General features: G+C 52.7%; 25 protein-coding genes. 24 read left to right on the forward strand and 1 reads right to left on the reverse strand.

Going from position 1 to position 19,786, the window contains the following annotated elements:
- The first annotated feature begins 23 nt into the window (after positions 1-23).
- The 10 genes from efp (at position 24) to CO251_RS08070 (ending at position 6,174) form a co-directional block, all read left to right on the forward strand.
- Positions 24-587: an elongation factor P gene (efp, locus tag CO251_RS08025; protein WP_103375267.1), complete on the forward strand. Its 564-nt coding sequence runs from the start codon at positions 24-26 to the stop codon at positions 585-587.
- Between the two features lie 118 nt (positions 588-705).
- Entirely contained in the window at positions 706-1,200 is a 495-nt protein-coding gene (locus tag CO251_RS17190) for a CD1247 N-terminal domain-containing protein (RefSeq protein ID WP_146039022.1), read from the forward strand.
- A 188-nt stretch (positions 1,201-1,388) separates the two neighbouring features.
- Positions 1,389-2,300 (forward strand): ATPase, T2SS/T4P/T4SS family, encoded by a 912-nt coding sequence (locus CO251_RS08035; protein ID WP_103375269.1) that lies wholly within the window; start codon positions 1,389-1,391, stop codon positions 2,298-2,300.
- Complete coding sequence (locus tag CO251_RS08040) at positions 2,261-2,797, forward strand: stage III sporulation protein AB (RefSeq protein ID WP_146039023.1); 537 nt, start codon at positions 2,261-2,263, stop codon at positions 2,795-2,797. Before CO251_RS08035 ends, CO251_RS08040 begins: the two co-directional genes overlap by 40 nt.
- A 16-nt stretch (positions 2,798-2,813) precedes the next feature.
- On the forward strand, positions 2,814-3,014 hold the full coding sequence (gene spoIIIAC / locus CO251_RS08045) for a stage III sporulation protein AC (RefSeq protein WP_103375271.1): 201 nt from the start codon (positions 2,814-2,816) through the stop codon (positions 3,012-3,014).
- A 16-nt stretch (positions 3,015-3,030) separates the two neighbouring features.
- Complete coding sequence (locus CO251_RS08050; RefSeq protein ID WP_103375272.1) at positions 3,031-3,423, forward strand: SpoIIIAC/SpoIIIAD family protein; 393 nt, start codon at positions 3,031-3,033, stop codon at positions 3,421-3,423.
- A 12-nt stretch (positions 3,424-3,435) separates the two neighbouring features.
- A complete protein-coding gene (spoIIIAE, locus tag CO251_RS08055) occupies positions 3,436-4,596 on the forward strand; it encodes a stage III sporulation protein AE (RefSeq protein WP_103375273.1) in 1,161 nt (386 codons plus the stop codon).
- Positions 4,596-5,090 carry a stage III sporulation protein AF gene (locus tag CO251_RS08060; protein WP_158246237.1) on the forward strand — a complete coding sequence of 165 codons (495 nt, stop codon included), beginning with the start codon at positions 4,596-4,598 and terminating at the stop codon, positions 5,088-5,090. Before spoIIIAE ends, CO251_RS08060 begins: the two co-directional genes overlap by 1 nt.
- Positions 5,091-5,128: 38 nt before the next feature.
- Positions 5,129-5,647 (forward strand): hypothetical protein, encoded by a 519-nt coding sequence (locus tag CO251_RS08065; protein ID WP_103375275.1) that lies wholly within the window; start codon positions 5,129-5,131, stop codon positions 5,645-5,647.
- A 26-nt stretch (positions 5,648-5,673) separates the two neighbouring features.
- Entirely contained in the window at positions 5,674-6,174 is a 501-nt protein-coding gene (locus CO251_RS08070) for a SpoIIIAH-like family protein (RefSeq protein ID WP_103375276.1), read from the forward strand.
- Positions 6,175-6,323: 149 nt separating this feature from the next.
- On the opposite strand, the gene CO251_RS08075 is transcribed toward CO251_RS08070, so the two are convergent.
- Positions 6,324-6,680 (reverse strand): DsrE family protein, encoded by a 357-nt coding sequence (locus tag CO251_RS08075; RefSeq protein ID WP_173677083.1) that lies wholly within the window; start codon positions 6,678-6,680, stop codon positions 6,324-6,326.
- Between the two features lie 220 nt (positions 6,681-6,900).
- Here CO251_RS08075 and accC point away from each other — a divergent pair, with 220 nt between their 5' ends.
- From accC to CO251_RS08145, 14 genes are all read left to right on the forward strand, one after another.
- On the forward strand, positions 6,901-8,247 hold the full coding sequence (accC, locus tag CO251_RS08080; protein ID WP_103375277.1) for an acetyl-CoA carboxylase biotin carboxylase subunit: 1,347 nt from the start codon (positions 6,901-6,903) through the stop codon (positions 8,245-8,247).
- Positions 8,248-8,259: 12 nt separating this feature from the next.
- A complete protein-coding gene (locus CO251_RS08085) occupies positions 8,260-8,682 on the forward strand; it encodes an Asp23/Gls24 family envelope stress response protein (protein WP_369825238.1) in 423 nt (140 codons plus the stop codon).
- A 28-nt stretch (positions 8,683-8,710) separates the two neighbouring features.
- Entirely contained in the window at positions 8,711-9,172 is a 462-nt protein-coding gene (gene nusB / locus CO251_RS08090) for a transcription antitermination factor NusB (RefSeq protein ID WP_103375279.1), read from the forward strand.
- 165 nt (positions 9,173-9,337) lie between these two features.
- The gene (folD, locus tag CO251_RS08095) at positions 9,338-10,195 is read left to right on the forward strand and encodes a bifunctional methylenetetrahydrofolate dehydrogenase/methenyltetrahydrofolate cyclohydrolase FolD (protein WP_103375511.1); all 858 of its coding nucleotides are present in this window, start codon (positions 9,338-9,340) and stop codon (positions 10,193-10,195) included.
- Complete coding sequence (xseA, locus tag CO251_RS08100; RefSeq protein ID WP_103375280.1) at positions 10,192-11,397, forward strand: exodeoxyribonuclease VII large subunit; 1,206 nt, start codon at positions 10,192-10,194, stop codon at positions 11,395-11,397. The genes folD and xseA overlap by 4 nt, the downstream gene beginning before the upstream one ends.
- Positions 11,394-11,591, forward strand: coding sequence for an exodeoxyribonuclease VII small subunit (gene xseB / locus CO251_RS08105; RefSeq protein ID WP_103375281.1), 198 nt, complete (start codon positions 11,394-11,396; stop codon positions 11,589-11,591). The genes xseA and xseB overlap by 4 nt, the downstream gene beginning before the upstream one ends.
- Before the next feature lies 1 nt (position 11,592).
- Entirely contained in the window at positions 11,593-12,468 is an 876-nt protein-coding gene (locus tag CO251_RS08110; RefSeq protein ID WP_173677084.1) for a polyprenyl synthetase family protein, read from the forward strand.
- A gap of 65 nt (positions 12,469-12,533) precedes the next feature.
- Positions 12,534-14,426, forward strand: coding sequence for a 1-deoxy-D-xylulose-5-phosphate synthase (gene dxs, locus CO251_RS08115; protein ID WP_103375282.1), 1,893 nt, complete (start codon positions 12,534-12,536; stop codon positions 14,424-14,426).
- Positions 14,393-15,244 (forward strand): TlyA family RNA methyltransferase, encoded by an 852-nt coding sequence (locus tag CO251_RS08120; protein ID WP_103375283.1) that lies wholly within the window; start codon positions 14,393-14,395, stop codon positions 15,242-15,244. Before dxs ends, CO251_RS08120 begins: the two co-directional genes overlap by 34 nt.
- On the forward strand, positions 15,241-16,095 hold the full coding sequence (locus CO251_RS08125) for an NAD(+)/NADH kinase (protein WP_103375284.1): 855 nt from the start codon (positions 15,241-15,243) through the stop codon (positions 16,093-16,095). Before CO251_RS08120 ends, CO251_RS08125 begins: the two co-directional genes overlap by 4 nt.
- Positions 16,096-16,100: 5 nt before the next feature.
- Positions 16,101-16,556: an arginine repressor gene (gene argR, locus CO251_RS08130; protein ID WP_103375285.1), complete on the forward strand. Its 456-nt coding sequence runs from the start codon at positions 16,101-16,103 to the stop codon at positions 16,554-16,556.
- A 13-nt stretch (positions 16,557-16,569) separates the two neighbouring features.
- Positions 16,570-18,231 carry a DNA repair protein RecN gene (locus CO251_RS08135; RefSeq protein ID WP_158246238.1) on the forward strand — a complete coding sequence of 554 codons (1,662 nt, stop codon included), beginning with the start codon at positions 16,570-16,572 and terminating at the stop codon, positions 18,229-18,231.
- Positions 18,224-18,658 (forward strand): divergent PAP2 family protein, encoded by a 435-nt coding sequence (locus CO251_RS08140; protein WP_242968454.1) that lies wholly within the window; start codon positions 18,224-18,226, stop codon positions 18,656-18,658. Before CO251_RS08135 ends, CO251_RS08140 begins: the two co-directional genes overlap by 8 nt.
- Before the next feature lie 19 nt (positions 18,659-18,677).
- Positions 18,678-19,736, forward strand: a complete 1,059-nt coding sequence (locus CO251_RS08145) for a galactosyldiacylglycerol synthase (protein ID WP_242968463.1) — start codon at positions 18,678-18,680, stop codon at positions 19,734-19,736.
- The last annotated feature ends 50 nt before the right edge of the window (positions 19,737-19,786 follow it).

A 19,786-nucleotide genomic window follows, 5' to 3' on the forward strand; every position in this document is an offset into this window, starting at 1 on the left:
GGACGACGGGAGAGTGGGAGTCGGTGATTTCTTCAAACGATTTTCGTAACGGTGTGACCATTGAACTCGATGGGGTACTTTATCAGGTCATTGAGTTTCAGCATGTAAAGCCTGGGAAAGGATCCGCTTTTGTACGAACCAAACTAAAAAATCTGCAAACCGGTGGGGTTGTGGACCGCACCTTTAATGCGGGCGAGAGGGTCCCAGCAGCAAAAGTGGAAAAGCATGAAATGCAGTTTTTGTACAGCAGCGGGGACGAGTATACGTTCATGGACACCGAGAGCTTCGAGCAAATGACTCTGAGCGCTGCCGACATTGGTGATGGGGTCAAATTTCTGAAGGAAAATATGATCTGCTATGTAGTGCTGTTCAAAGGAGCCAGTATTGGGGTTGAACTTCCTAATAGCGTGACGTTAGAAATTGTGGAAACCGAACCAGGATTTAAGGGCGATACCGCAACCGGAGCTACGAAACTGGCTAAGCTCGAGACGGGCGCAACAGTCAAAGTGCCTCTCTTTGTGGAACAAGGAGAGAAAATCAATGTCGATACACGAACGGGATTGTATTTAGGACGGGCAAACTCCTAAACCTCAGAGGGTGCATTCCAGCTCAGTGGAAATCCACTGAGCTCTTTCGTTTTGCGTTTGTATGAAATCCTTTGGAGATGGAGAAGGTAGAGCTGTAACGGCTAAGGAGGTGTGGTCTATGGCAGATCTTCGACGCAGGGTTTCACATTTGGTGGGCATGGCCCAGCGGTATGACGTGGGTTCGCGTAGCCGCGAAGGCAAGATTATCGAGGAAATCATTGATGTTTTACGGGATCTGACTTTGGATGTCGAGGAAGTGACCGCCAATCAAGTAGAGATCGAGGATTTCCTTGACGAGCTTGATGAGGACTTACTCGACGTCGAACAGGAACTGTATGACGATGGTGATGACGATATTGAATTCGATGACGACGATACCTTAGATGACGAAGGGCTCGTTGGCAACGGATTTGACGAAGAACCCTCGTATATCGCGCTGGAATGCCCCGTGTGTCACCGAGAATCGTCCTATAATGGAGAACTGTTTGACCGTGACGACATTCAACTCAGTTGTCCTCACTGTGGCAACGTCATCTACGACAGCGAGGAAGACTGCATCATCATGGATGATGCGGATGAGGATGACGGTCCCGGTTATACGGCCTACCATTAAACCATTAGCCTTACAGCCTGTTATAGGCAAGACCCGCGGTCGCCAGCCGCGGGCTTTTTTATGCATAGGAGTGATGCAAACTTTTTTGGTATAACTTGTCAGCCCTGTCCATAGATATCAAGTAACTGGGATGGACATCCCGGCCGGACGTTGGAGATCAATGCAACGTCCAGGAAGGAGTGAAAAGGATGGAGCCATGGGATTTTCTTCCGCGGCGTTGGAAAGAGAAAGTGCAGCAGCTTGGGCCTAAGCACTTGGCAAACGTGGAAGAAGTGCGCTTTCGTCTGGATCGTCCTGTCCTGTGTTACGGGCCAAACTGGTCGAAGGCACTTGGTGATCCCGAACACGATGTTTTGCGTCAACAAGATCTTGATGAATTGGTGTCGATCCTAGCAGACCATTCACTATACGCCCGGGTCGAAGAATTGCGCCACGCCTATTTGACGTTGCCGGGGGGACACCGTGTGGGCATTGCGGGTCGAGCGGTATGGCGCGACGGCGTGCTTTCCACAATGACTGACATCACGGGGTTGAATTTTCGCCGTGCCCAAGATGTTTATGGGGCGGCCCAAAAGGTCCTCAATCTATTCGATACAACCCAGCCTATCCCTTCGCTCTTGATTGCGGCTCCTCCACGGTGTGGGAAAACGACTTTGTTGAGAGACTTAGCGCGCCACCTCAGTGATGGTGGGGAGCGGGTGGCCGTCGTGGATGAGCGATCGGAGTTGGCAGGATTTTATCGCGGTCACTACGGGTTTTGGCTAGGCATGCATACCGATGTCTTAGATGCTTGGCCGAAGGCTGAAGGTATCATGGCAGCAATCCGAACATTAGGCCCGGACTGGGTTGTCGTAGACGAAATCGGGGGACCGGAAGATCTGCAAGCCGTCGCCCGGGCCTTGCAAGCGGGTGTCGGCGTATTAGCGAGCATTCACGCGGGAAGTTACCAACAACTTGAAGCCATTGCCGATCCGGACCTTAAAGGGATTCGGGTATCCGCTCTCTTTCCTGCAGTAGCGGTCATTAGCCGGCGTTTTGGGCCTGGAACTGTGGAAGAACTGTGGCAAGGCCATCAACAGGTATGGCGATTGGCCTCATGAAGCTGTTTGGGGCGGTATTAACGGTTTTAAGCGCTTGGTATTTGGGCCATTTAATGGCTAAACCGTATCGGCTGCGTATTACCGCGCTCGAACAGGGTATTGGAATTCTTGGCCAACTGCGGCCGGAGATTGGATGGCACCACCGCATTTTAGCCACCGCTTTCGAACGCGCGAGCCGTCCATTTCCCGCCTGGCAGTCTATGGCCCATAGTCTTGCCGAAAGGATTGGCGAGCATGATACCGACTTTGCAAGCGCCTTTCGTCAAGCATTGCAATGCGTACCGGGATTGTGGGAACAAGACCTCGTCGTGTGGAACGAATTGGGCCATGTCTTGGGTCAATCTGCCGCAGAATTTCAGTTGAACCATCTGCAGGCCGCAGAAATGGAGCTCACTAGGCTTTTGCACGAAGCTCGCAGTCAGGGACTGAAAACGGCACGCCTTACGGAAACCCTCGTATCGCTGGCGGGATTGGCCCTCGTTATCGTTCTCATCTGACAAACGGAGTGAGGATATGGGGAATAACATTGACTTAATTGTACGTTTGGCAGGAATTGGAATACTGGTAACCGTGGCCTATAGTGTGCTGGAGCGACTCGATCGCAAGGAATGGGGGCAGTTGGTGGCGCTGGCCGGGGTGGCTATCGGGTTCTTGTTAGTGCTCCGGGAAGTGCAGCAACTCTTTAACGCGGTCCGCACCATGTTCAACCTGTAGGTGAAGGAGGCCTCCTGTGCACACCATCTTGCGCCTAGTTTCTATGGGCATCATTGGGACGCTGTTGCTCGTCGTGGTGCGTGATGAGCGAAAAGAACTCGGTGTGGTTCTGCGATTGGCCTTAGGAGCCGCCTTATTGCTGGTGCTTATTACGCCACTTGCAGAGGTGCTTTCGGGATTTCTGAAATTAGTCGACCAAGCTCGCATTCGAGGACTCTATCTCGGTCTCCTGCTGAAGGTCATCGGCATTGCCTATCTGGCAACATTTGCTGCCCATATTGCCTATGATTCGGGGGAAGCCGGCGTCGGTTGGCGCATAGAGGTGGGAGCGAAAATCGTGATTTTGGCCTTGGCACTTCCGCTGGTCAGTGCCATATTGCAGACCGTTTTGAAAATGATACCGTCCTGAGGAGCGATGGCAATGAAAAGGCTGTGGATTTGGCTTGCGGCGATGGCCATGGTGTGGGGCTTTTCTCCCGTCGTGCATGCCCAAACGGTGGATGCTCTTATCACCAAACAGGCCCAAAGTGTCAATACCGAGTCCTTAGACCATCAAGTCTCGCAACTGGTTAATCCGTATCCTCAGGTGCATATCCCAACGGTCTCGCAAATGGCCTCGGACCTCTTGCACCGCAAAAATCCTTTTTCCCTCCAGGAACTGCTCGATGCCCTGACGCAAGCGATTGCAGGGGATTTGGAGACGGAAGGACGGGTGTTAGGCGTCATCTTTTTGTTATCGGTTTTGGCGGCCATTCTCTCTCGTCTTACAGAGTCTATTGATGGGTCGGGGCGGGTGGCTGAAGTCTCCCAGATGGTGGTCGTGTCGGCGTTGATTCTGATTGCCCTCCACTCCTTTGGGTTGGCACTGTCGATGGTCAATCAACTCCTCACAGATGTGGTTCATCTCATGGAGTCCTTGATTCCCTTGTTGGTGGTGTTGATGGCCGGCAGCGGGGCGGTAGCCTCAGCTGGGATCTTTCATCCCGTTATGATGCTGACCGTGAACTTTGTCGCGATGTTGACGCGGAGTTGGGTGTTGCCCTTGGTGCTATTGGCTACCATCTTGGACTTGGTGAGTCATTGGATGCCGAATTTTTCGTTGAAAAACTTGGCGCTGCTTCTTCGGCAGACGGGGTTAACGCTGCTGGGAGGATTGATGACCTTGTTCTTAGGAGTGATGGCCGTAGAAGGGGCTGCCGGATCCGTGGCCGATGGTGTGACCTTGCGCACGGGGAAATTTCTGGCCAATACCTTTGTTCCTGTAGTGGGTAAGGCATTCTCCGACGCGATGGAAGCGGTCTTAGGCTCATCGATGCTATTGAAAAATGCGGTATCGGTGGTTGGAGCCCTCACCATCATCGTGCTGGTAGCGTTTCCCGTGCTCAAACTGTTTGTCATGATGGTGCTTTACCGATTGGGGGCTGCAGCGACTGAGCCGCTTGGGGTTAGTGGGGTACACCGGACCTTAGAAACTATGGCCACAGCCGTGGGATGGTTGTTGGCCATTACGGGCTCTGTGGCGCTGATGTTCTTCCTGATGATTACGGTTGTGGTAACCGTATCGAACGGAGTGGGATTGTAATGATAGCGCTGATTGGACACTGGGTGCGTTCCCTCATCATTATTGTGCTCTTGGGCAACTTGGCCGACTTTGTTTTGCCGAAAGGAGACCTCAAAAAATATGCGGGTCTTGTTGTCGGTTTAGTGCTCTTGTTAGCGATGGTGAGTCCCGTTTGGAGTCTGATTCACCAGGTTGGCAAGTCGCCTCAGCCTAACGCCTGGATTGGGGCAGGAACGGGACAAAATCTTTCGTCTTTAGTCCACGCCGAGCAGATTGACCAAGCGGAAGCGATGGTACTCAGCTACAAAAATGTGCAAGCATGCACCATTTCAGCAGACACCCAAGGAGGATATAGCGCCGTGGTGCGAGTCTCAGGAACGACCAACACCGCAACGCTGAGACAATACATTGAAGATGCCTTGGCGGTCACGACCGGCGAAACTCCCAAAGTTCATCTCATCGTGCAATCAGACCAACCCAAGCACTCTATCACACGGTACCGGGTAGAACCGTAGCCTCAAAGGAGTACGGCGGAAGGAGAAGGAGTGTCCATATGGCTAGTAATTTCCAAGAGTGGTGGAAGAAATTTGCTAAAGAAGACCGTACGAAATTGTATCGGCTGGCGGGAGTGGGGATTTTAGGCCTTGTATTGTTAGGATTTGGAAGTTTCGGTCCTTCCGTGCCCTCACCTCCCCATACCCAAAAAGCGGTCACGACGACACATAGTGGCCCTTTGGCTGAACAGGAACAAGAAGTATCGGCGCAATTGACACAAATTCTTGATGATATTCCGCAAGTGCACCGAGTGTCCGTGGCGGTCACCCTGACGAAAAGCATGACCTCCCAGTACGTCGATACGAACCAAAGTGGGCAAGGGTCTTCTCCCGTCGTGATAACGACGAACTCTGGGCAGGCCGTGGTCCCGTTGGATGAACTCGGTCCGTCGGTGGCTGGCGTTGTCGTCGTGGCGGCGAGCGCCCGCAATCCCCTCATTAGGGCCGAGCTTGCTCAAGCTGTAGAAACGTTGCTTCAGGTCCAACCTTACCAAGTATTGATTTTGCCTACCAATTAATGAGCATTGTGAGAGGAGAGATTGCCATGAAACGTCCCCAAATCGTCCGCTTTGCTGCCTTTGTGACTGTGCTCGCTGTCTTGTTAGGGTATGTGGTCTACCACCGTACAGCCCCTAATACCGCCTTGTCCGCCTCGGTGACCCCGCAACAACACCAGGCCAATACCGTATCGAATTTAGAAAACTATTTCGTGAATTACCGTATGCATCGTGACCGGGTGATGAGCGAAGAAATTGCGACGCTGAAAGCTTTGACCGAAAATCCATCGATTGGTCAATCGGCGAAAGATCAAGCCTCGGCCACCATGGTGCAAGATACCCAAGAACTTAAAGAGGAGACGCAGGCGGAGGGGCTGTTATCCGCTCGAGGATTTCCGCTGAGTGCCGTGACGGTCACGCAAAATAAAGCGATTGTCGTGGTCGGAGGAGCGTCCTTGACGAGCGAGCAGATTGGGCGTATCGCGGACACCATTACCGAAGTGACCTCATTGCCGCCACAAGACGTGGTGATCCTGCCCAAGTCCTGAATAAATAGAAGCTCGCACCTCCATGAAAGAAGACCCGCGGCCACTGGTCCGGGTCTTCCTCATAGGGGCTTCTTTGGATACAGTATTTTACAAAAGAGGAGCTAACCTGAATAATGGGGTCAGAGTGCGGCACCCCGTCAGATATTTGTTTAGAAGGTTAAGACGTGATAGCCTTCTCCTAGACGTTGTGCGACTTCCTGACCACCACGGACAATTTGGGCTTCAAACATTTGATCGGCTGTTAATCCCAGATTTTGCATGGACTGTTCGCAAACGCTGATGGTGATGCCAGCATCGCGCATGGCTTGTAATTGCTGACCGAATTGTGGAGAGTTCTTTTGATTCGATTTTAGAATTTCTATTCCGGGACCTAAGGCGAGGAACTCCACGGCCATATCGGGCCGAAATTTTTTCAACATCAAAGTCATTTGTAAAATCGCATTGGCTCGCACAAAAGCTTCTTTGCCTGTCGTCAACACCACTAAAGTCGGCTGATTGTTCTCCATGATCAACACCTCCAAACGTCTTCTTGGTGCCCTAGGCCATCATATCACATTGCAGAAATGGCCATACGAGATGGACTGGGTTCTAAATTTAAGGGTCCCCCAATCAGACCCAAAGTCTGTGCATGATTCTTTCTTGTGAGGCGTTGTTCATGGGTGAGGGACATCTAGACATTCTTGTCTGATTGTGGTCTAGTAGGAAGGTAGAACCGGAGGTGTCGAGGTGTTTAAGAAAATCTTGATTGCAAACCGGGGAGAAATCGCAATTCGGGTGATGCGGGCAGCGCGGGAGCTGGGCATCAAGACGGTTGCGGTCTATTCCGATGCGGACAAAGATGCATTGCATGTGAAATATGCGGATGAAGCGTTCCCCATTGGCCCTGCTCCTTCTAATCTTAGTTATCTTCATATCCCCAATATTATCAATGCGGCGATTCAAACGGGCGCAGAGGCTATTCATCCAGGGTATGGTTTTTTGTCCGAAAATCATCATTTCGCCGCCGTGTGTCAGACATGGGGGCTAAAGTTTATCGGTCCGCCGGCGGATGCCATTGAAAAAATGGGGATTAAAGCGCAAGCGCGACAAATGATGATTCAAGCCGGGGTGCCAGTTGTGCCCGGGACGGTGGGCGCTGTGGATGATATCGCCGCTGCCCAGAAAGTTGCAGAAGAAATTGGATATCCTATTATGGTGAAGGCTTCTTTTGGTGGTGGAGGTCGCGGCATCCGGGTTGTCGATTCCCCAGAAGAATTGGCCAATGCTCTAGAAAGTGCAAGTCGTGAGGCCAAATCGGCTTTCGGTCAAGGGGATGTTTATATTGAGAAATTCTTGCGTAAGCCCCGTCATATTGAAATTCAAGTGATTGCCGATAGCCAGGGCAATGTCGTGACGCTGGGAGAACGAGAATCGTCCTTACAGCGCCGGAGGCAAAAGGTGATGGAAGAAGCCCCATCATGTGCGATGACGCCAGCCCTACGCGAACAAATGAGTGAGGCGGCCCGTCGCGCAGCGCAGGCGGTCCACTATACGAGCGCTGGTACCTTAGAATTCCTTTTAGATGATGACGGTCACTTTTACTTCATGGAGATGAATACGCGAGTCCAGGTTGAACATGCCTGCACTGAGATGATTACCGGTGTGGATATTGTGAAAGAACAAATTCGGGTCGCGGCGGGTTTGCCGTTGTCGATTCGTCAAGAAGACGTCGTGCTGTCTGGTTGGAGTATTGAGTGCCGTCTGAACGCCGAGGATCCCGAACACCTATTTCGTCCGAGCCCCGGAAAAATTACCTTATGGAAAGAGGCCAGTGGTCCATGGGTACGGGTTGATTCAGGGGCAGAAACTGGCGACCAAGTTCAACCTTTTTATGACTCGCTTCTCGCTAAGGTTGTGACGTGGGGGCGGACACGAGATGAGGCCATCGAACGCATGCGGCGCGCGTTGAGTGAGTTTCAGATTGAAGGGGTCAAGACCACCTTGGAACTGCATCGTCAGCTCATGGACGACGAAGAGTTTTGTGCCGGGCGAATTCACACGACGTTTTTGGCAGAGCGCATTAAAGGAGCTTGATGAAAGGAGCGCATGATGTCAGAAGGAACGCTGCTACCAGTCAAGACGCTACCAACGGTACAGATCGCCAATGAGGTTATTGCTGTGATTGCGGGCATTGCGGCCAGCGAAGTGGATGGTGTTGCGGCGATGAGTGGCGGTTTGGCAGGCGGCTTGACCGAAATGTTGGGAAAGAAAACGGCGAGTCGCGGCGTCAAGATTGACGTGAAAGAGAATCACGTAAGTCTTGATTTATTTGTGGTTGTGCGGTATGGTGCGAAGATTCCTGAGGTCGCATCCCGAATTCAAGATCAGGTGAAAGAACAGGTCGAGCGGATGACGGGATTAACGGTATCGGATGTCAATATTCACGTTCAAGGAGTGTCATTTGCGACAGAGCCAGACCATGAATGGAATAATGAACAGCACTCCGAGAACCCAACAGATGTGACCTAAGTGACAGGAGTATGGAGGAGGTAGAACCGTGGCAAGGCATCATGCCCGGGAAGAGGCGTTAAAAATTTTGTTTGAGCATGATCTCGCGCAAACGGGGATCGAAATTTTATTGAAGGGGTTACATGAACCCGATGCCGCTGACCGGGAATTTGCACAATCCCTTGTCCAAGGAGTTGTTCAGCAACAAGCGGAGCTGGATGCGGTGATCGCGCAAGCAGCTGTGGACTGGAAAATTCAGCGCATGCCTACCATCGACCGCAATGTTCTGCGCATGGCGGTGTATGAACTCTATAATGACCATAACACGCCCATTTCTGTGATTATTTCGGAAGCGTTGGAATTGGCGGGGGAGTATAGTACCGACGACGCCAAGCGTTTTGTCAATGGGGTGCTGTCGGCTGTGGCGAAACAGATACGCCCTGAAGGGGACCTTGACCGGATCGTGTCAGAGCCTGCGGATGCTGGGACATCGGCGGAGCCTCCCGCATAGGAGTTGGGTCATGGACGATTTCGGAACGGGCGGACGTGTCTACGGCATGAACAAACATCTCCTCCACCAAACAGCGTCGAGAGCGCAAGTTCTTTGACGCTATTTTCCTGACAGTAGGTAGCATAAGGTGGATATCAAGAACGTAAGAAAGGGTGATTCGTGGTGATGTCCAAGGCCCAACTGCTAGACGGCAAGGCGACTGCTGACCAAATTCGGGCAGAACTTGCGGTCAAAGTTGGCGAACATTATGCGAGAACGGGACGGCGGCCTGGGCTTGCGGTGGTGATGGTCGGTGACGACCCGGCTTCAGCGGTTTATGTGCGCAATAAACATCGTGCGAGCACGCAGGCGGGAATGGATTCCAGACAAGTCCTTTTACCCGCGTCGGCTACGACTGGACAGGTGCTGGAAATGATTGAAATGCTCAATCAAGACCCCAGCATCCATGGCATTTTGCTGCAGTTGCCAGTGCCTCCCCATATTGATGCTCAAGTGATTATTAAACATTTGGATCCTCGCAAAGATGTCGATGGGTTGACCCCTACAAATATGGGCCGTCTGATGACAGGACAACCCGGACTGAGGCCTTGTACGCCGCTAGGTATTATGGAATTATTGTCCCGTTATCATGTGCCCATAGCGGGCAAAAAGGCCGTGATTGTGGGACGCTCTCAGTTGGTTGGGAAGCCGTTAGCGCTGCTTTTGCTCGAAAAAGATGCGACGGTTTGTGTATTGCATTCGAAAACCCCCAATCCCAGTATTATGGCTCAAGACGCCGATATTGTGGTTGCAGCCGTTGGCCGACCGCATTTGGTCCAAGCAGACTGGATTAAACCCGGCGCGGTCGTGATTGATGTTGGGATTAATCGCACGGCCCAAGGACTTGTTGGCGACGTCGATTTTCCTGCGGTACTGACCCGTGCGGGCTACATTACACCTGTCCCCGGGGGGATTGGCCCGATGACGATCGCCATGCTGCTGAGTAATACCTGGCAGGCCTTTCAAGGAGAATTGAACGCATGACGCCAGCTACCGTCACCGTTCATGAACTGGTGCAGAGCATCCGTCAACTTGTGGAAGGGGTGCCCCAATGGCAAAGGGTGTGGGTAAAAGGTGAGTTGTCAGGCGTCAAGCACCACAGCTCCGGCCATTGGTATTTCATTTTGAAGGATGACCAAGCCCAATTGCGGGGGGTCATGTTTCGGCGCGATGCTGCCTCGTTAACAGCTCCCTTGCGCGATGGTTTGTCGGTTTTGGCTTTTGGACGCGTGGGGGTCTTCGAGCGGGACGGACAAACGCAGTTCTATGTCGCGATAGTCCAAGAAGCAGGCGATGGAGACCAATTTCAGAAACTTGAGGCCTTAAAAAAGAAGCTAGCCATGGAAGGCCTCTTTTCGTCGCCCAAACGTGCCTTGCCCCGATTGCCGCGTGCGGTTGGGGTGATTACATCAGGAACTGGAGCGGCGCGCTTCGATATTGAAACGGTGATTCGCCGACGATTTCCGTCGATGCCAGTGCGCTTATTTCCGGTATTAGTGCAAGGCCCGGAAGCGCCTAGGGCCATTGTGCGTGCTTTGCAAGAGGCGTATCAAGATCGCATTGATGTGTTGATTGTTGGTCGAGGTGGCGGATCAAAAGAGGACTTAATGGCTTTTAATGATGAGGCGGTAGTACGCATGGTAGCGGCCTCGCCTGTTCCTGTCATTTCCGCTGTGGGACATGAAATTGATACGACGCTGGTGGACCTAGTCGCCGACATGCGGGCTCCGACCCCGTCAGCGGCGGCAGAACTTGCTGTACCGGAGCGTGCGAGTTTGATCCAAGGCTTAAATTTACTAAGCCAACGCATTCACGGCGCGATGCGCCACCGCATCGAGTGGGAACGTTCCCGGTTGGCAGGGTGGACGGCACACGGAATCTTAACAGACTCTGGTCGTATCGTGGGGCGTCGCCGCGATGTGCTTGATCGGCTGGAAGAGCGGCGGGACCGTGCGATGGAACGCCGGGTACAAATCAGCCGAGCCCGTCTGGATCGTCTGACGGCGGGGCTTGATGCCTTAAATCCCTCGGCGGTCTTGGCGCGTGGTTACACCTATCTCACCGACACACAGGGGAAGGCTCGGGACCTGGCCGATATTCGGCCAGGTGAACACTATGAGATACACTGGTATAATGGGAGCTATTGGATGATATCCGAAAAGCCGGGGAAAGAGGACGAGGCATGACGCAAGATAATGACTTGGAGCGATTCGAGGATCTAATTATCCGGCTTGAGGAGATTGTGCGTCAGCTGGAGAGTGGGAATTTGTCGCTTAAAGAGAGCTTGACGATTTTTCAAGAAGCTCGTCAACTGAGTGAAAAGGCAAATCTGTTGCTCAATCAAGCGGAAGACTTGTTAAATGCGGAAAATGAGGCCTAATGTGGACATTCAACAATGGCTCCAAGAGACTCGTGAAATAATTGAGCAATGGATTAACGAGGACAGCGTGTGCCGCGTTGCCCAACCGGGCGCGGTAGAAGAAGCGATGCGCTATTCTTTGCTTGCGGGGGGTAAGCGTCTTCGTCCGCAATTAGTGATGGCCAGCACTTTGTATTTGGGGTTGCCGGCCGATACTTTTCGAGACGCAGCATTAGCGGTGGAGTACATTCATACCTACTCGCTCATTCATGATGATTTGCCTGCTATGGATAATGACGATTTACGCAGAGGCCGTCCCACCGCGCACAAAATGTTTCCCGAAGCGATGGCCATCTTATCCGGCGATGCGTTGCTTACAGAAGCCTTTGTCAAAATGGGGACTATCCAAACGGCGAAAGCTGAAGATGTTTTGCGAGCGACGGTATACTTAGCCCGTGCCGCGGGCCGTGAAGGGTTGATTCGAGGGCAAGTGCTCGATTTAGCGGCCGAGCGCCAGGATGTTGAGCTAGGAGAGCTGCAAAATATTCACCGCCATAAAACGGGGGCCTTGTTTAAAGCGGCTTTGGTCATCCCGGCTATCTTGTCGGGCAACGAACGGGAACAACAGGCACTATTAGATTTTGGCGAACATTTTGGCTTAGCCTTTCAAATTGTTGATGATATTTTGAATGTCGTAGGCGATCCGGCGGCCATGGGTAAAAACATCGGGACGGATAGCGCGTTGGGCAAGGCGACGTATCCAAGTTTGGTGGGGTTAGATCAGGCTAGGCGTTTGGCGGACGACCACCGCATACGCGCAAAAATTGCCATTGGGTCGGGGCCACAATCAGACATCTTGCGACGTTTGGTGGATTTTGCTGTGGACCGTCAGTGGTAAACATGACCCCACCTATGCCAAGTTGTCGTACGTGTTGTTGTAAAGTTTAGGGGGCAGAAGAAGCGATGGAAGAGAATATCCTGGAACTGGTTCGCTCGCCTGAGGATATCCGCGGATGGTCGGTGTTGCAGCTGGAAAAGTTGGCGGCAGCATTGCGTCAAGTGATTATTGAAACAACGGCGCAAACAGGAGGCCATATTGGGGCAAGTTTAGGCACAGTGGAATTGGCCATTGCGCTGCATTATGCGTATAACACCCCAACTGATCAGCTCATTTGGGATATCGGTCATCAAGCCTATGCGCACAAGCTTCTAACAGGACGTTATCATGCGTTTGGTACCTTACGGCAACTCAATGGGCTGTCGGGATTTCTTAAGCGGCGTGAAAGCGAATATGACGTCTGGGAAGCAGGTCATGCCTCGACGGCATTGTCGGCGGCGATGGGCATGGCCATGGCGCGGGATTTACGTAAACAGCGCTATCAGGTCGTAGCCGTTATTGGTGATGGGGCCTTGACGGCGGGGATGGCGTGGGAGGCGATGAACCAGATTGGCCAGTCCAAAACGAATTTGGTGATGGTGGTCAACGACAACTCCATGTCCATTGCTCCTAACGTGGGCGCGTTTTCGCATTATCTCACCGAATTGCGTTCTGCGCCGGCCTATACGCGCATGAAGCAGGAAGTGGAGCAGCTCTTAGATTCTGTGCCAGTCTTCGGAGGGTCAATTCGCAAGACGTTGGAGAAGACCAAAGATGTCTTGCATCATGCGGTGTTGCCGCGCAATGTTTTTGAAGAATTGGGCTTTAAATATTACGGTCCCATTGACGGACATAACTTAAGCGATTTGATTTCTGTGTTACGCAATGCCCAGAGCGTCGAGGGTCCTGTAGTGGTGCACGTGATTACCCAAAAAGGTCACGGATATCTTCCTGCTGAACAACGGCCCGGGGAATTTCATGGGCCGGGACCTTTTGAAATCCAATCGGGACAGTTTATTAAAAAACGGCAACCCCCTTCTTACAGCGAGGTATTTAGTCAAACCTTGATTGATATGGCTCGCGTGCATCCTGAGATTGTGGCGATTACGGCGGCTATGCCTGACGGGACGAAGTTGGACATGTTCCAAAAAGTGTTTCCGGACCGATTTTTTGACGTAGGGATTGCTGAACAGCACGCGGTGACATTTGCAGCGGGATTAGCGGTAGGCGGTATGCGGCCTGTCTTTGCGGTCTATAGCACGTTTTTACAAAGGGGCTATGACCAGGTGATACATGATGTCTGCCATCAAGATTTGCCCGTGATTTTTGGTATAGACCGGGCCGGGCTAGTGGGTGCCGATGGTGCGACGCATCAAGGGGTGTATGACATCAGCTTTCTGCGCACGGTTCCTCATATCGAGATCGCAATGGGGAAAGATGAGGTCGAATTACAGCAACTGTTACAAGGGGCATGGGATAGACCGCATCCCGTGGCCTTACGTTATCCTCGAGGAGCGACACGAGGGCTCGATCTCAAACAGCCCTCCTCGCCTTTGGTGTGGGGGACGGGGGAATGGCTCGCTCATGGACGCGATGTCACCATTATTGCTTTAGGGCCACTAGTGTATCAGGCTTTGGCTGCCCGTGAGATGTTGCAAGGTGAGGGGTATGACGTTGGCGTTGTCAACGCGCGCTTTGTGAAGCCATTGGATACAGCTCTTATGACGGCGGTGATGGCAGAAACCCAGGCGGTTTTGACCTTAGAGGAACATGCCATAGCTGGCGGCTTCGGGTCTGCCATTAATGAGTGGGCTAATCAGGCGCAGGTGACCGTACCGATTTTTAATGCCGGATTGCCAGATGAATTTATTGATCATGGCTCCGTCGACTACTATTTAAACCTTTACGAATTGAACGCTGATGGCGTGGCGCGGAGGGTGAGAGAGTGGCTTCCTCTAAAGAAGACCGCCGAAAAGTAGGCCACGGGGATTCGCGTCTTGACCGCGTTTTGGTCGAGAGAGGATTGGCACCCACGCGAACGCAAGCTCAGGCTTTGGTTATGGCGGGGCAGGTGCGTGTGAACGGTTCGGTTATGACGAAGGCGGGTCATCTGGTCAAGGCGGACGATCAGCTGGCAGTTGATGGGATGGCGCATCCCTATGTCAGTCGGGGTGGTCTAAAGTTGGAAGAAGCCCTAAAAGTTTTTGACATTCAGCCAGACGGGTGGGACGTCGTGGACGTTGGCGCCTCGACCGGCGGATTTACGGATTGTTGGCTGAAGCATGGGGCACGTCATGTGTGGGCGGTTGATGTGGGTTATGGCCAGCTTGACTGGCGTTTGCGAACAGACCCACGGGTGACAGTGCTGGAGCGGACGAATGCGCGCTGGTTAACAGCAGATATGCTGCCTGGCGTTGACCGGGTGGATGCTGCCTCCATCGATGCCTCTTTTATTGGGATAGCCCTCTTGTTAAAACCTCTGTTATCGATCGTGAAGCCATCGGGCCGGGTTGTCGGGCTAGTGAAACCCCAATTCGAAGCAGGGCGGGAACACGTAGGCAAAAATGGCGTTGTGCGAGATCGCCGTGTTCACGAAGCGGTATTGTCGCGTTTTGTGGAACAAGCCAAGGAGCAAGGCTGGACGGTTTTGGGGCTGGCCCCTTCGCCCATTCGCGGCCCAGAAGGCAATATTGAATTTTTGAGCCTATTGGCTGGTCAGGCACCTGGCGATGCCGTGTACGTTCCACCGATCAGTCACATTGTGGATCAGGCCTGGGAAGGGGATGAACAGCGGTGAAACATCTGATGATTTGGCCCAATCCCGACAAGGACCAAGTGCGCGGCCTTACGGGCAAAATCCGTCATTGGGCGACTCAACGTGAGATAACCGTAACGATCCCTCAGTCGCTAGCCGAAGAGACGGGGTTCCCAGAACTAGGAAGGGCTTTGGAGACCTTGGAAGCGGGGATGATCGATGGTGTCGTGGTGTTAGGGGGGGACGGCACACTGCTTCATGCCGCCAAGGCTTTGTCTCGGCTTAACTGTCCGATACTTGGCGTGAATCTTGGACATTTGGGATTTTTAACCGAAGTTGAGGTGCCCGACTTATTGCCTGCGTTGACTGCAATGGTCAATAATCAATATGAGATCGATCAACGTCGGTTGTTGTCCGCGAAGGTTATGCGGGGCTCAAAAGAACTAGCGCGATTTGAGGCAATGAATGATGTGGTCGTCACGAAAGGCCCATTTGCGCGCTTGATTAACTTGGAAACCTTTGTCGATGACGGCTATGTGACAACGTATCCTGCGGACGGCTTGATTGTTGCGTCGCCAACAGGGTCAACGGCCTACTCACTCTCAGCAGGCGGGCCGATTTTAAGTCCGGCCTTGAGTGTGATGGTCGTGACACCGATTTGTCCTCACTCGTTTTTTGATCGATCAATTGTGATAAACGGCGGCCAGCAAGTCAAAATACGCGTGCGAGCCATGCACCGGGATACGCTGGTGACCGTGGACGGGCAAGAAACACATCCTTTGGAGGATGGTGATGAGGTGCTTGTTGAAACCAGTTCGACGACGATTCGGCTTCTTCGTCGCCCTGGTTGGAGCTTTTTTCAAGTTCTGCGGGGGTGGCGAAAGGGGCATTAAGAGTTATGCGGCACGATAAGCGTTCGCGTCAGTCATTAATCCAGGAGATTATTACCCAACAGGCGGTTCAGACTCAAGAAGAATTGTCCGAAATTTTGGCAGCCAAAGGGATGCCGGCCACTCAAGCGACGATTTCTCGAGATATTAAGGAATTGGGACTGATTAAAGTCCCTTATCAGGATACGCATCGCTATGCATTGCCTGATGACCATGTGTTGGGGGCTACACGGGACCGATTGCGTCGGTTGTTGCGCGAAGTGTTAACGGGTTACACCGTCAGCGAGAATCTGGTGGTGGTCAAAACGCTTACGGCGGGGGCAGAAGTCGTATCGGAGGCCATTGACAAAATGGATTGGCCTGAGGTGGTTGGAACGTTGGCGGGTGAAAACACCGTGTTAGTTGTTGCACGCTCCAAAGACGATGCACCGCGGTTGGCATCTCGTTTGGATGAACTGCGATGAATGGGGTGCGGTTATGCTAAGCGCTCTAAGGGTGGAGAACTTTGGCATTATCCAACAGGCAGAAATTTCCTTGGCCGCGGGGTTTACCGCGGTTACTGGTGAATCTGGGGCAGGAAAGTCGTTGTTATTGACCGCCGTCCCCGCTGTGCTGGGATTGGCGGGAACTGCAGACCACGTCGGGCCCTTTGCCGGAAGTTTTCGCCTTCGTGCGGCTTTCTCGGTAGCCTCTAGCCATCCCTTGTGGACTGCATTGAGACAGTGGGGCATTGAAGAAGATGACGTGTTAATCGTGCAGCGCGATATGTCCCGTGAAGGGCGGTCTATTTATCGTATCCAAGGCCAAATTGTGCCCCGTCAAGCCGTGCGGGATTTGGCCACGGAGCTTATTGACTATAGCGGTCAGCATCATGCGCTGCGACTATTCGAGCCGACGACCTTGTTAACATGGCTCGATCACTATGCACAGCTTAACGATCTTCGTGATGCCGTTGAGGCAGCCTATCAACAATGGCGGACGGCGAAAACCGCTTGGCAGGAATTGTTGCAAGGGTCGGCTAAGGCCGAGGTTATGGCGGAGAAGGCCCAGGAATACGCCAGTTTGAAAGCTTTAGGTCTTTCCGTGGATGAAGAGAGCCAACTGACTAAAGACTTAGGGCGTCTGCGGTCGCGGCAACAGTTACTGGAAGGATCCCAAGCTTTAAGCCAAATTGTTGATGGTGCTGAGGGAACTAGCATCATAGCGCAACTTGACCAAGCACGACGGCAAGTGGAGGGGTTAGTACGGCTAGATCCGTCGGCCGTTACGATGGAAGGACTCATTCAACAAGCCCAAGATGTGATTGACGAGTTGCGTTTGGCCTTGAGTGAGTGGGCCAGTGGTTTGGAGCAAGGACCGGATCGCCTTGAGGAGCTCGAAGCCCGCGCCAATGATTTGGCGCGGGTGAAACGTCGGTATGGCATGACCATTCCCGAAGTGTTGCAGTATATGCAAGCCTTGCATAGAGATCTGCAAGGATGGGAAAATTTGGAGTGGGATTTACGTGTGGCCGAACGGCAAGCAATGGAGGCGGAGGAGGCATACCGGAAGGTGGCCGAAGAACTCTCGCGTATCAGGAAGGAAGCGGCCCTCTCAGTAAGCCGCCGTGTGAGCGATTTGGTGCACGAGATGGAAATGCCTCATGCCGTGGTGACGTTGCGGCTAGAAGCATCCGAACCCAGTGCGACGGGGCTCGACCGGGCAAGTGTTGTATTTGCATCGTCGGCTCAACAAGAATTGCGTTTAGCCACTAAGGTCGCATCGGGCGGGGAGTTGGCGCGCATTGCACTCGCTATGGCGGTGCTTAGTGGAGGCCGCACCGATGTTACCCTTATTTTTGATGAACTCGATGCCGGCCTTGGCGGGGAGAGTGCGGCACAAGTTGGGAGCTTATTGCAGCAATTAGGTAAAGACCACCAAGTTGTAGCGATTAGTCATCAGCCGTCCGTCGCGGCTCGTGCCGCTGATCAGTGGGTAGTGGCACGCACCGCTGAGGATGCGATCGTGCGCGCGCTTGTCAAACGGGTCCAAGGTGTCGAGAGGGAACGAGAGATCGCGCGTATGCTCAGCGGCCAGGTAGATTCCGTGGCCATGGGCCATGCACGCCATCTTTTGGGCGAGGGGGAAGAGGTTGACTAGTTGGTTGGCTCATGGTAACCGCATCCTCATAAGTGCTCTGACAGCAGCGTTAAGCGCGCAGCTGCTCAAATTTGTGTTGTATGCGATAGGACGACGCAAGGCGCAATATGAAAGGCTTTTTGGGGCTGGAGGCATGCCATCGTCACACTCGGCAATGGTTGCGGCACTTGTGTTTTCCATTGCGTTCCGTTATGGTTGGAAATCACCAGATTTCGCGATTAGCAGTGTCTTTGGATTAATCGTCTTATATGATGCGCTCAGTGTTCGCCGTACTGTTGGTTTGCAATCGCGGTATCTTAATCGGTTGGCGCGCTCCGATGATTATCCCGACGGGGATAAATCGTTGCCAGAGTTTGTGGGTCATACCCCAATGGAAGTTATTGCGGGGACGTTATGGGGCTTACTGATTAGCCGCCTTTTTTATTAAATGACTAGGCAAGGAGCGTATGATGAGGGTACTCATTGCAAGCCTACCCATTGGCACAGGCCACGATATTGCCGCGCGTGCGTTAGCTGAGGCGTGTTTGCAACGCGGCATGGCCGTAGAATTTTCTGAGCACTTGGTGGGACGGGCTCGGATTGAAACGGGATTGTATTTTTGGGCCTTAAAATACCTTCCTAAGCAATATGGTGGGGTGTTTCGTTGGGAAGATCGTACGGGTTACCATTGGGAAGGTCATCGCCGCCATTGGATGCAGACGGGAAAGGAAGTCCTGTCGCACGTATATGATATTTATCATCCGGATGTTATTTTGGCCACCCATCCCTTTGCGCTCAATGCCTGGGCCGGGGTCAAAAGCAAAAAGCGACCATTTAAACTGGTGGGCGTTCTTACCGATTTGTCCGTGCACCGTTTCTGGTACGAGCCTATGGCCGATGCCTATACAGTCTGGTTCCCCGAACAAGTCGCAGACTTAACACGATTTGGCGTGGATGCCAACAGAGTTTGGCAGACGGGAATTCCCATTCGCTCGTCGTTTCGGGATCCGGCTTGGGAACTGCCACTTTACGCCAAAGATCCCATTGTGTTGTTAGGGGGAGGCTTAGGCATGGGACCTTATTACCGGATTTTAAGAAAATTATCGGAAATTGATTATCCCGTTGTGGCCGTCTGCGGTCATAATGAGAAGCTCCATTGGCACTTAGATCAAAAAACGTGGCCCGACACCGTCAGCATTGTGGGCTATGTGGAAAAAATGCCCCTATTGTTAAGGCATTCCCGATTGGTCGTGGGAAAACCGGGCGGTGTTACAGCTGCTGAAGTCGCTCAATCACGCGTACCTTGGATTTTAACGCATTGGATTGCGGGCCAGGAAGAGGCCAACCGCGACCGCCTCGTCGGTCACAATATGGCCGTACGTGGTGATAAAGGTCAACTCGCTGCACGAGTCAAAGAACTTCTACCAGAAGACTCTCCTAAACGGCAAGAAATTATTCATGCTCAAGGAAAATGGGCCCGGCCGCATGCGGCGCAAGCCATCGCGTTACGTCTGCAAGAACTCTAAATCGGCCGGGCATTGTCTCGTTGTCCCTTTCCAAATGGCACACGTCGTCT

The sequence above is a fragment of the Sulfobacillus sp. hq2 genome, from assembly GCF_002903155.1.
Classification (GTDB): Bacteria; Bacillota; Sulfobacillia; order Sulfobacillales; family Sulfobacillaceae; genus Sulfobacillus; species Sulfobacillus thermotolerans.

Bases quoted from the DNA above. Each gene is read 5' to 3' on its own strand.
- CO251_RS17190 (WP_146039022.1), top strand. From the start codon at position 706: ATGGCAGATCTTCGACGCAGGGTTTCACATTTGGTGGGCATGGCCCAG.
- CO251_RS08035 (WP_103375269.1), top strand. From the start codon at position 1,389: ATGGAGCCATGGGATTTTCTTCCGCGGCGTTGGAAAGAGAAAGTGCAG.
- spoIIIAC (WP_103375271.1), top strand. From the start codon at position 2,814: ATGGGGAATAACATTGACTTAATTGTACGTTTGGCAGGAATTGGAATA.
- spoIIIAE (WP_103375273.1), top strand. From the start codon at position 3,436: ATGAAAAGGCTGTGGATTTGGCTTGCGGCGATGGCCATGGTGTGGGGC.
- CO251_RS08060 (WP_158246237.1), top strand. From the start codon at position 4,596: ATGATAGCGCTGATTGGACACTGGGTGCGTTCCCTCATCATTATTGTG.
- CO251_RS08065 (WP_103375275.1), top strand. From the start codon at position 5,129: ATGGCTAGTAATTTCCAAGAGTGGTGGAAGAAATTTGCTAAAGAAGAC.
- CO251_RS08070 (WP_103375276.1), top strand. From the start codon at position 5,674: ATGAAACGTCCCCAAATCGTCCGCTTTGCTGCCTTTGTGACTGTGCTC.
- CO251_RS08075 (WP_173677083.1), bottom strand. From the start codon at position 6,680: ATGGAGAACAATCAGCCGACTTTAGTGGTGTTGACGACAGGCAAAGAA.
- CO251_RS08085 (WP_369825238.1), top strand. From the start codon at position 8,260: ATGATGTCAGAAGGAACGCTGCTACCAGTCAAGACGCTACCAACGGTA.
- folD (WP_103375511.1), top strand. From the start codon at position 9,338: ATGTCCAAGGCCCAACTGCTAGACGGCAAGGCGACTGCTGACCAAATT.
- xseA (WP_103375280.1), top strand. From the start codon at position 10,192: ATGACGCCAGCTACCGTCACCGTTCATGAACTGGTGCAGAGCATCCGT.
- xseB (WP_103375281.1), top strand. From the start codon at position 11,394: ATGACGCAAGATAATGACTTGGAGCGATTCGAGGATCTAATTATCCGG.
- dxs (WP_103375282.1), top strand. From the start codon at position 12,534: ATGGAAGAGAATATCCTGGAACTGGTTCGCTCGCCTGAGGATATCCGC.
- argR (WP_103375285.1), top strand. From the start codon at position 16,101: ATGCGGCACGATAAGCGTTCGCGTCAGTCATTAATCCAGGAGATTATT.
- CO251_RS08135 (WP_158246238.1), top strand. From the start codon at position 16,570: ATGCTAAGCGCTCTAAGGGTGGAGAACTTTGGCATTATCCAACAGGCA.
- CO251_RS08145 (WP_242968463.1), top strand. From the start codon at position 18,678: ATGATGAGGGTACTCATTGCAAGCCTACCCATTGGCACAGGCCACGAT.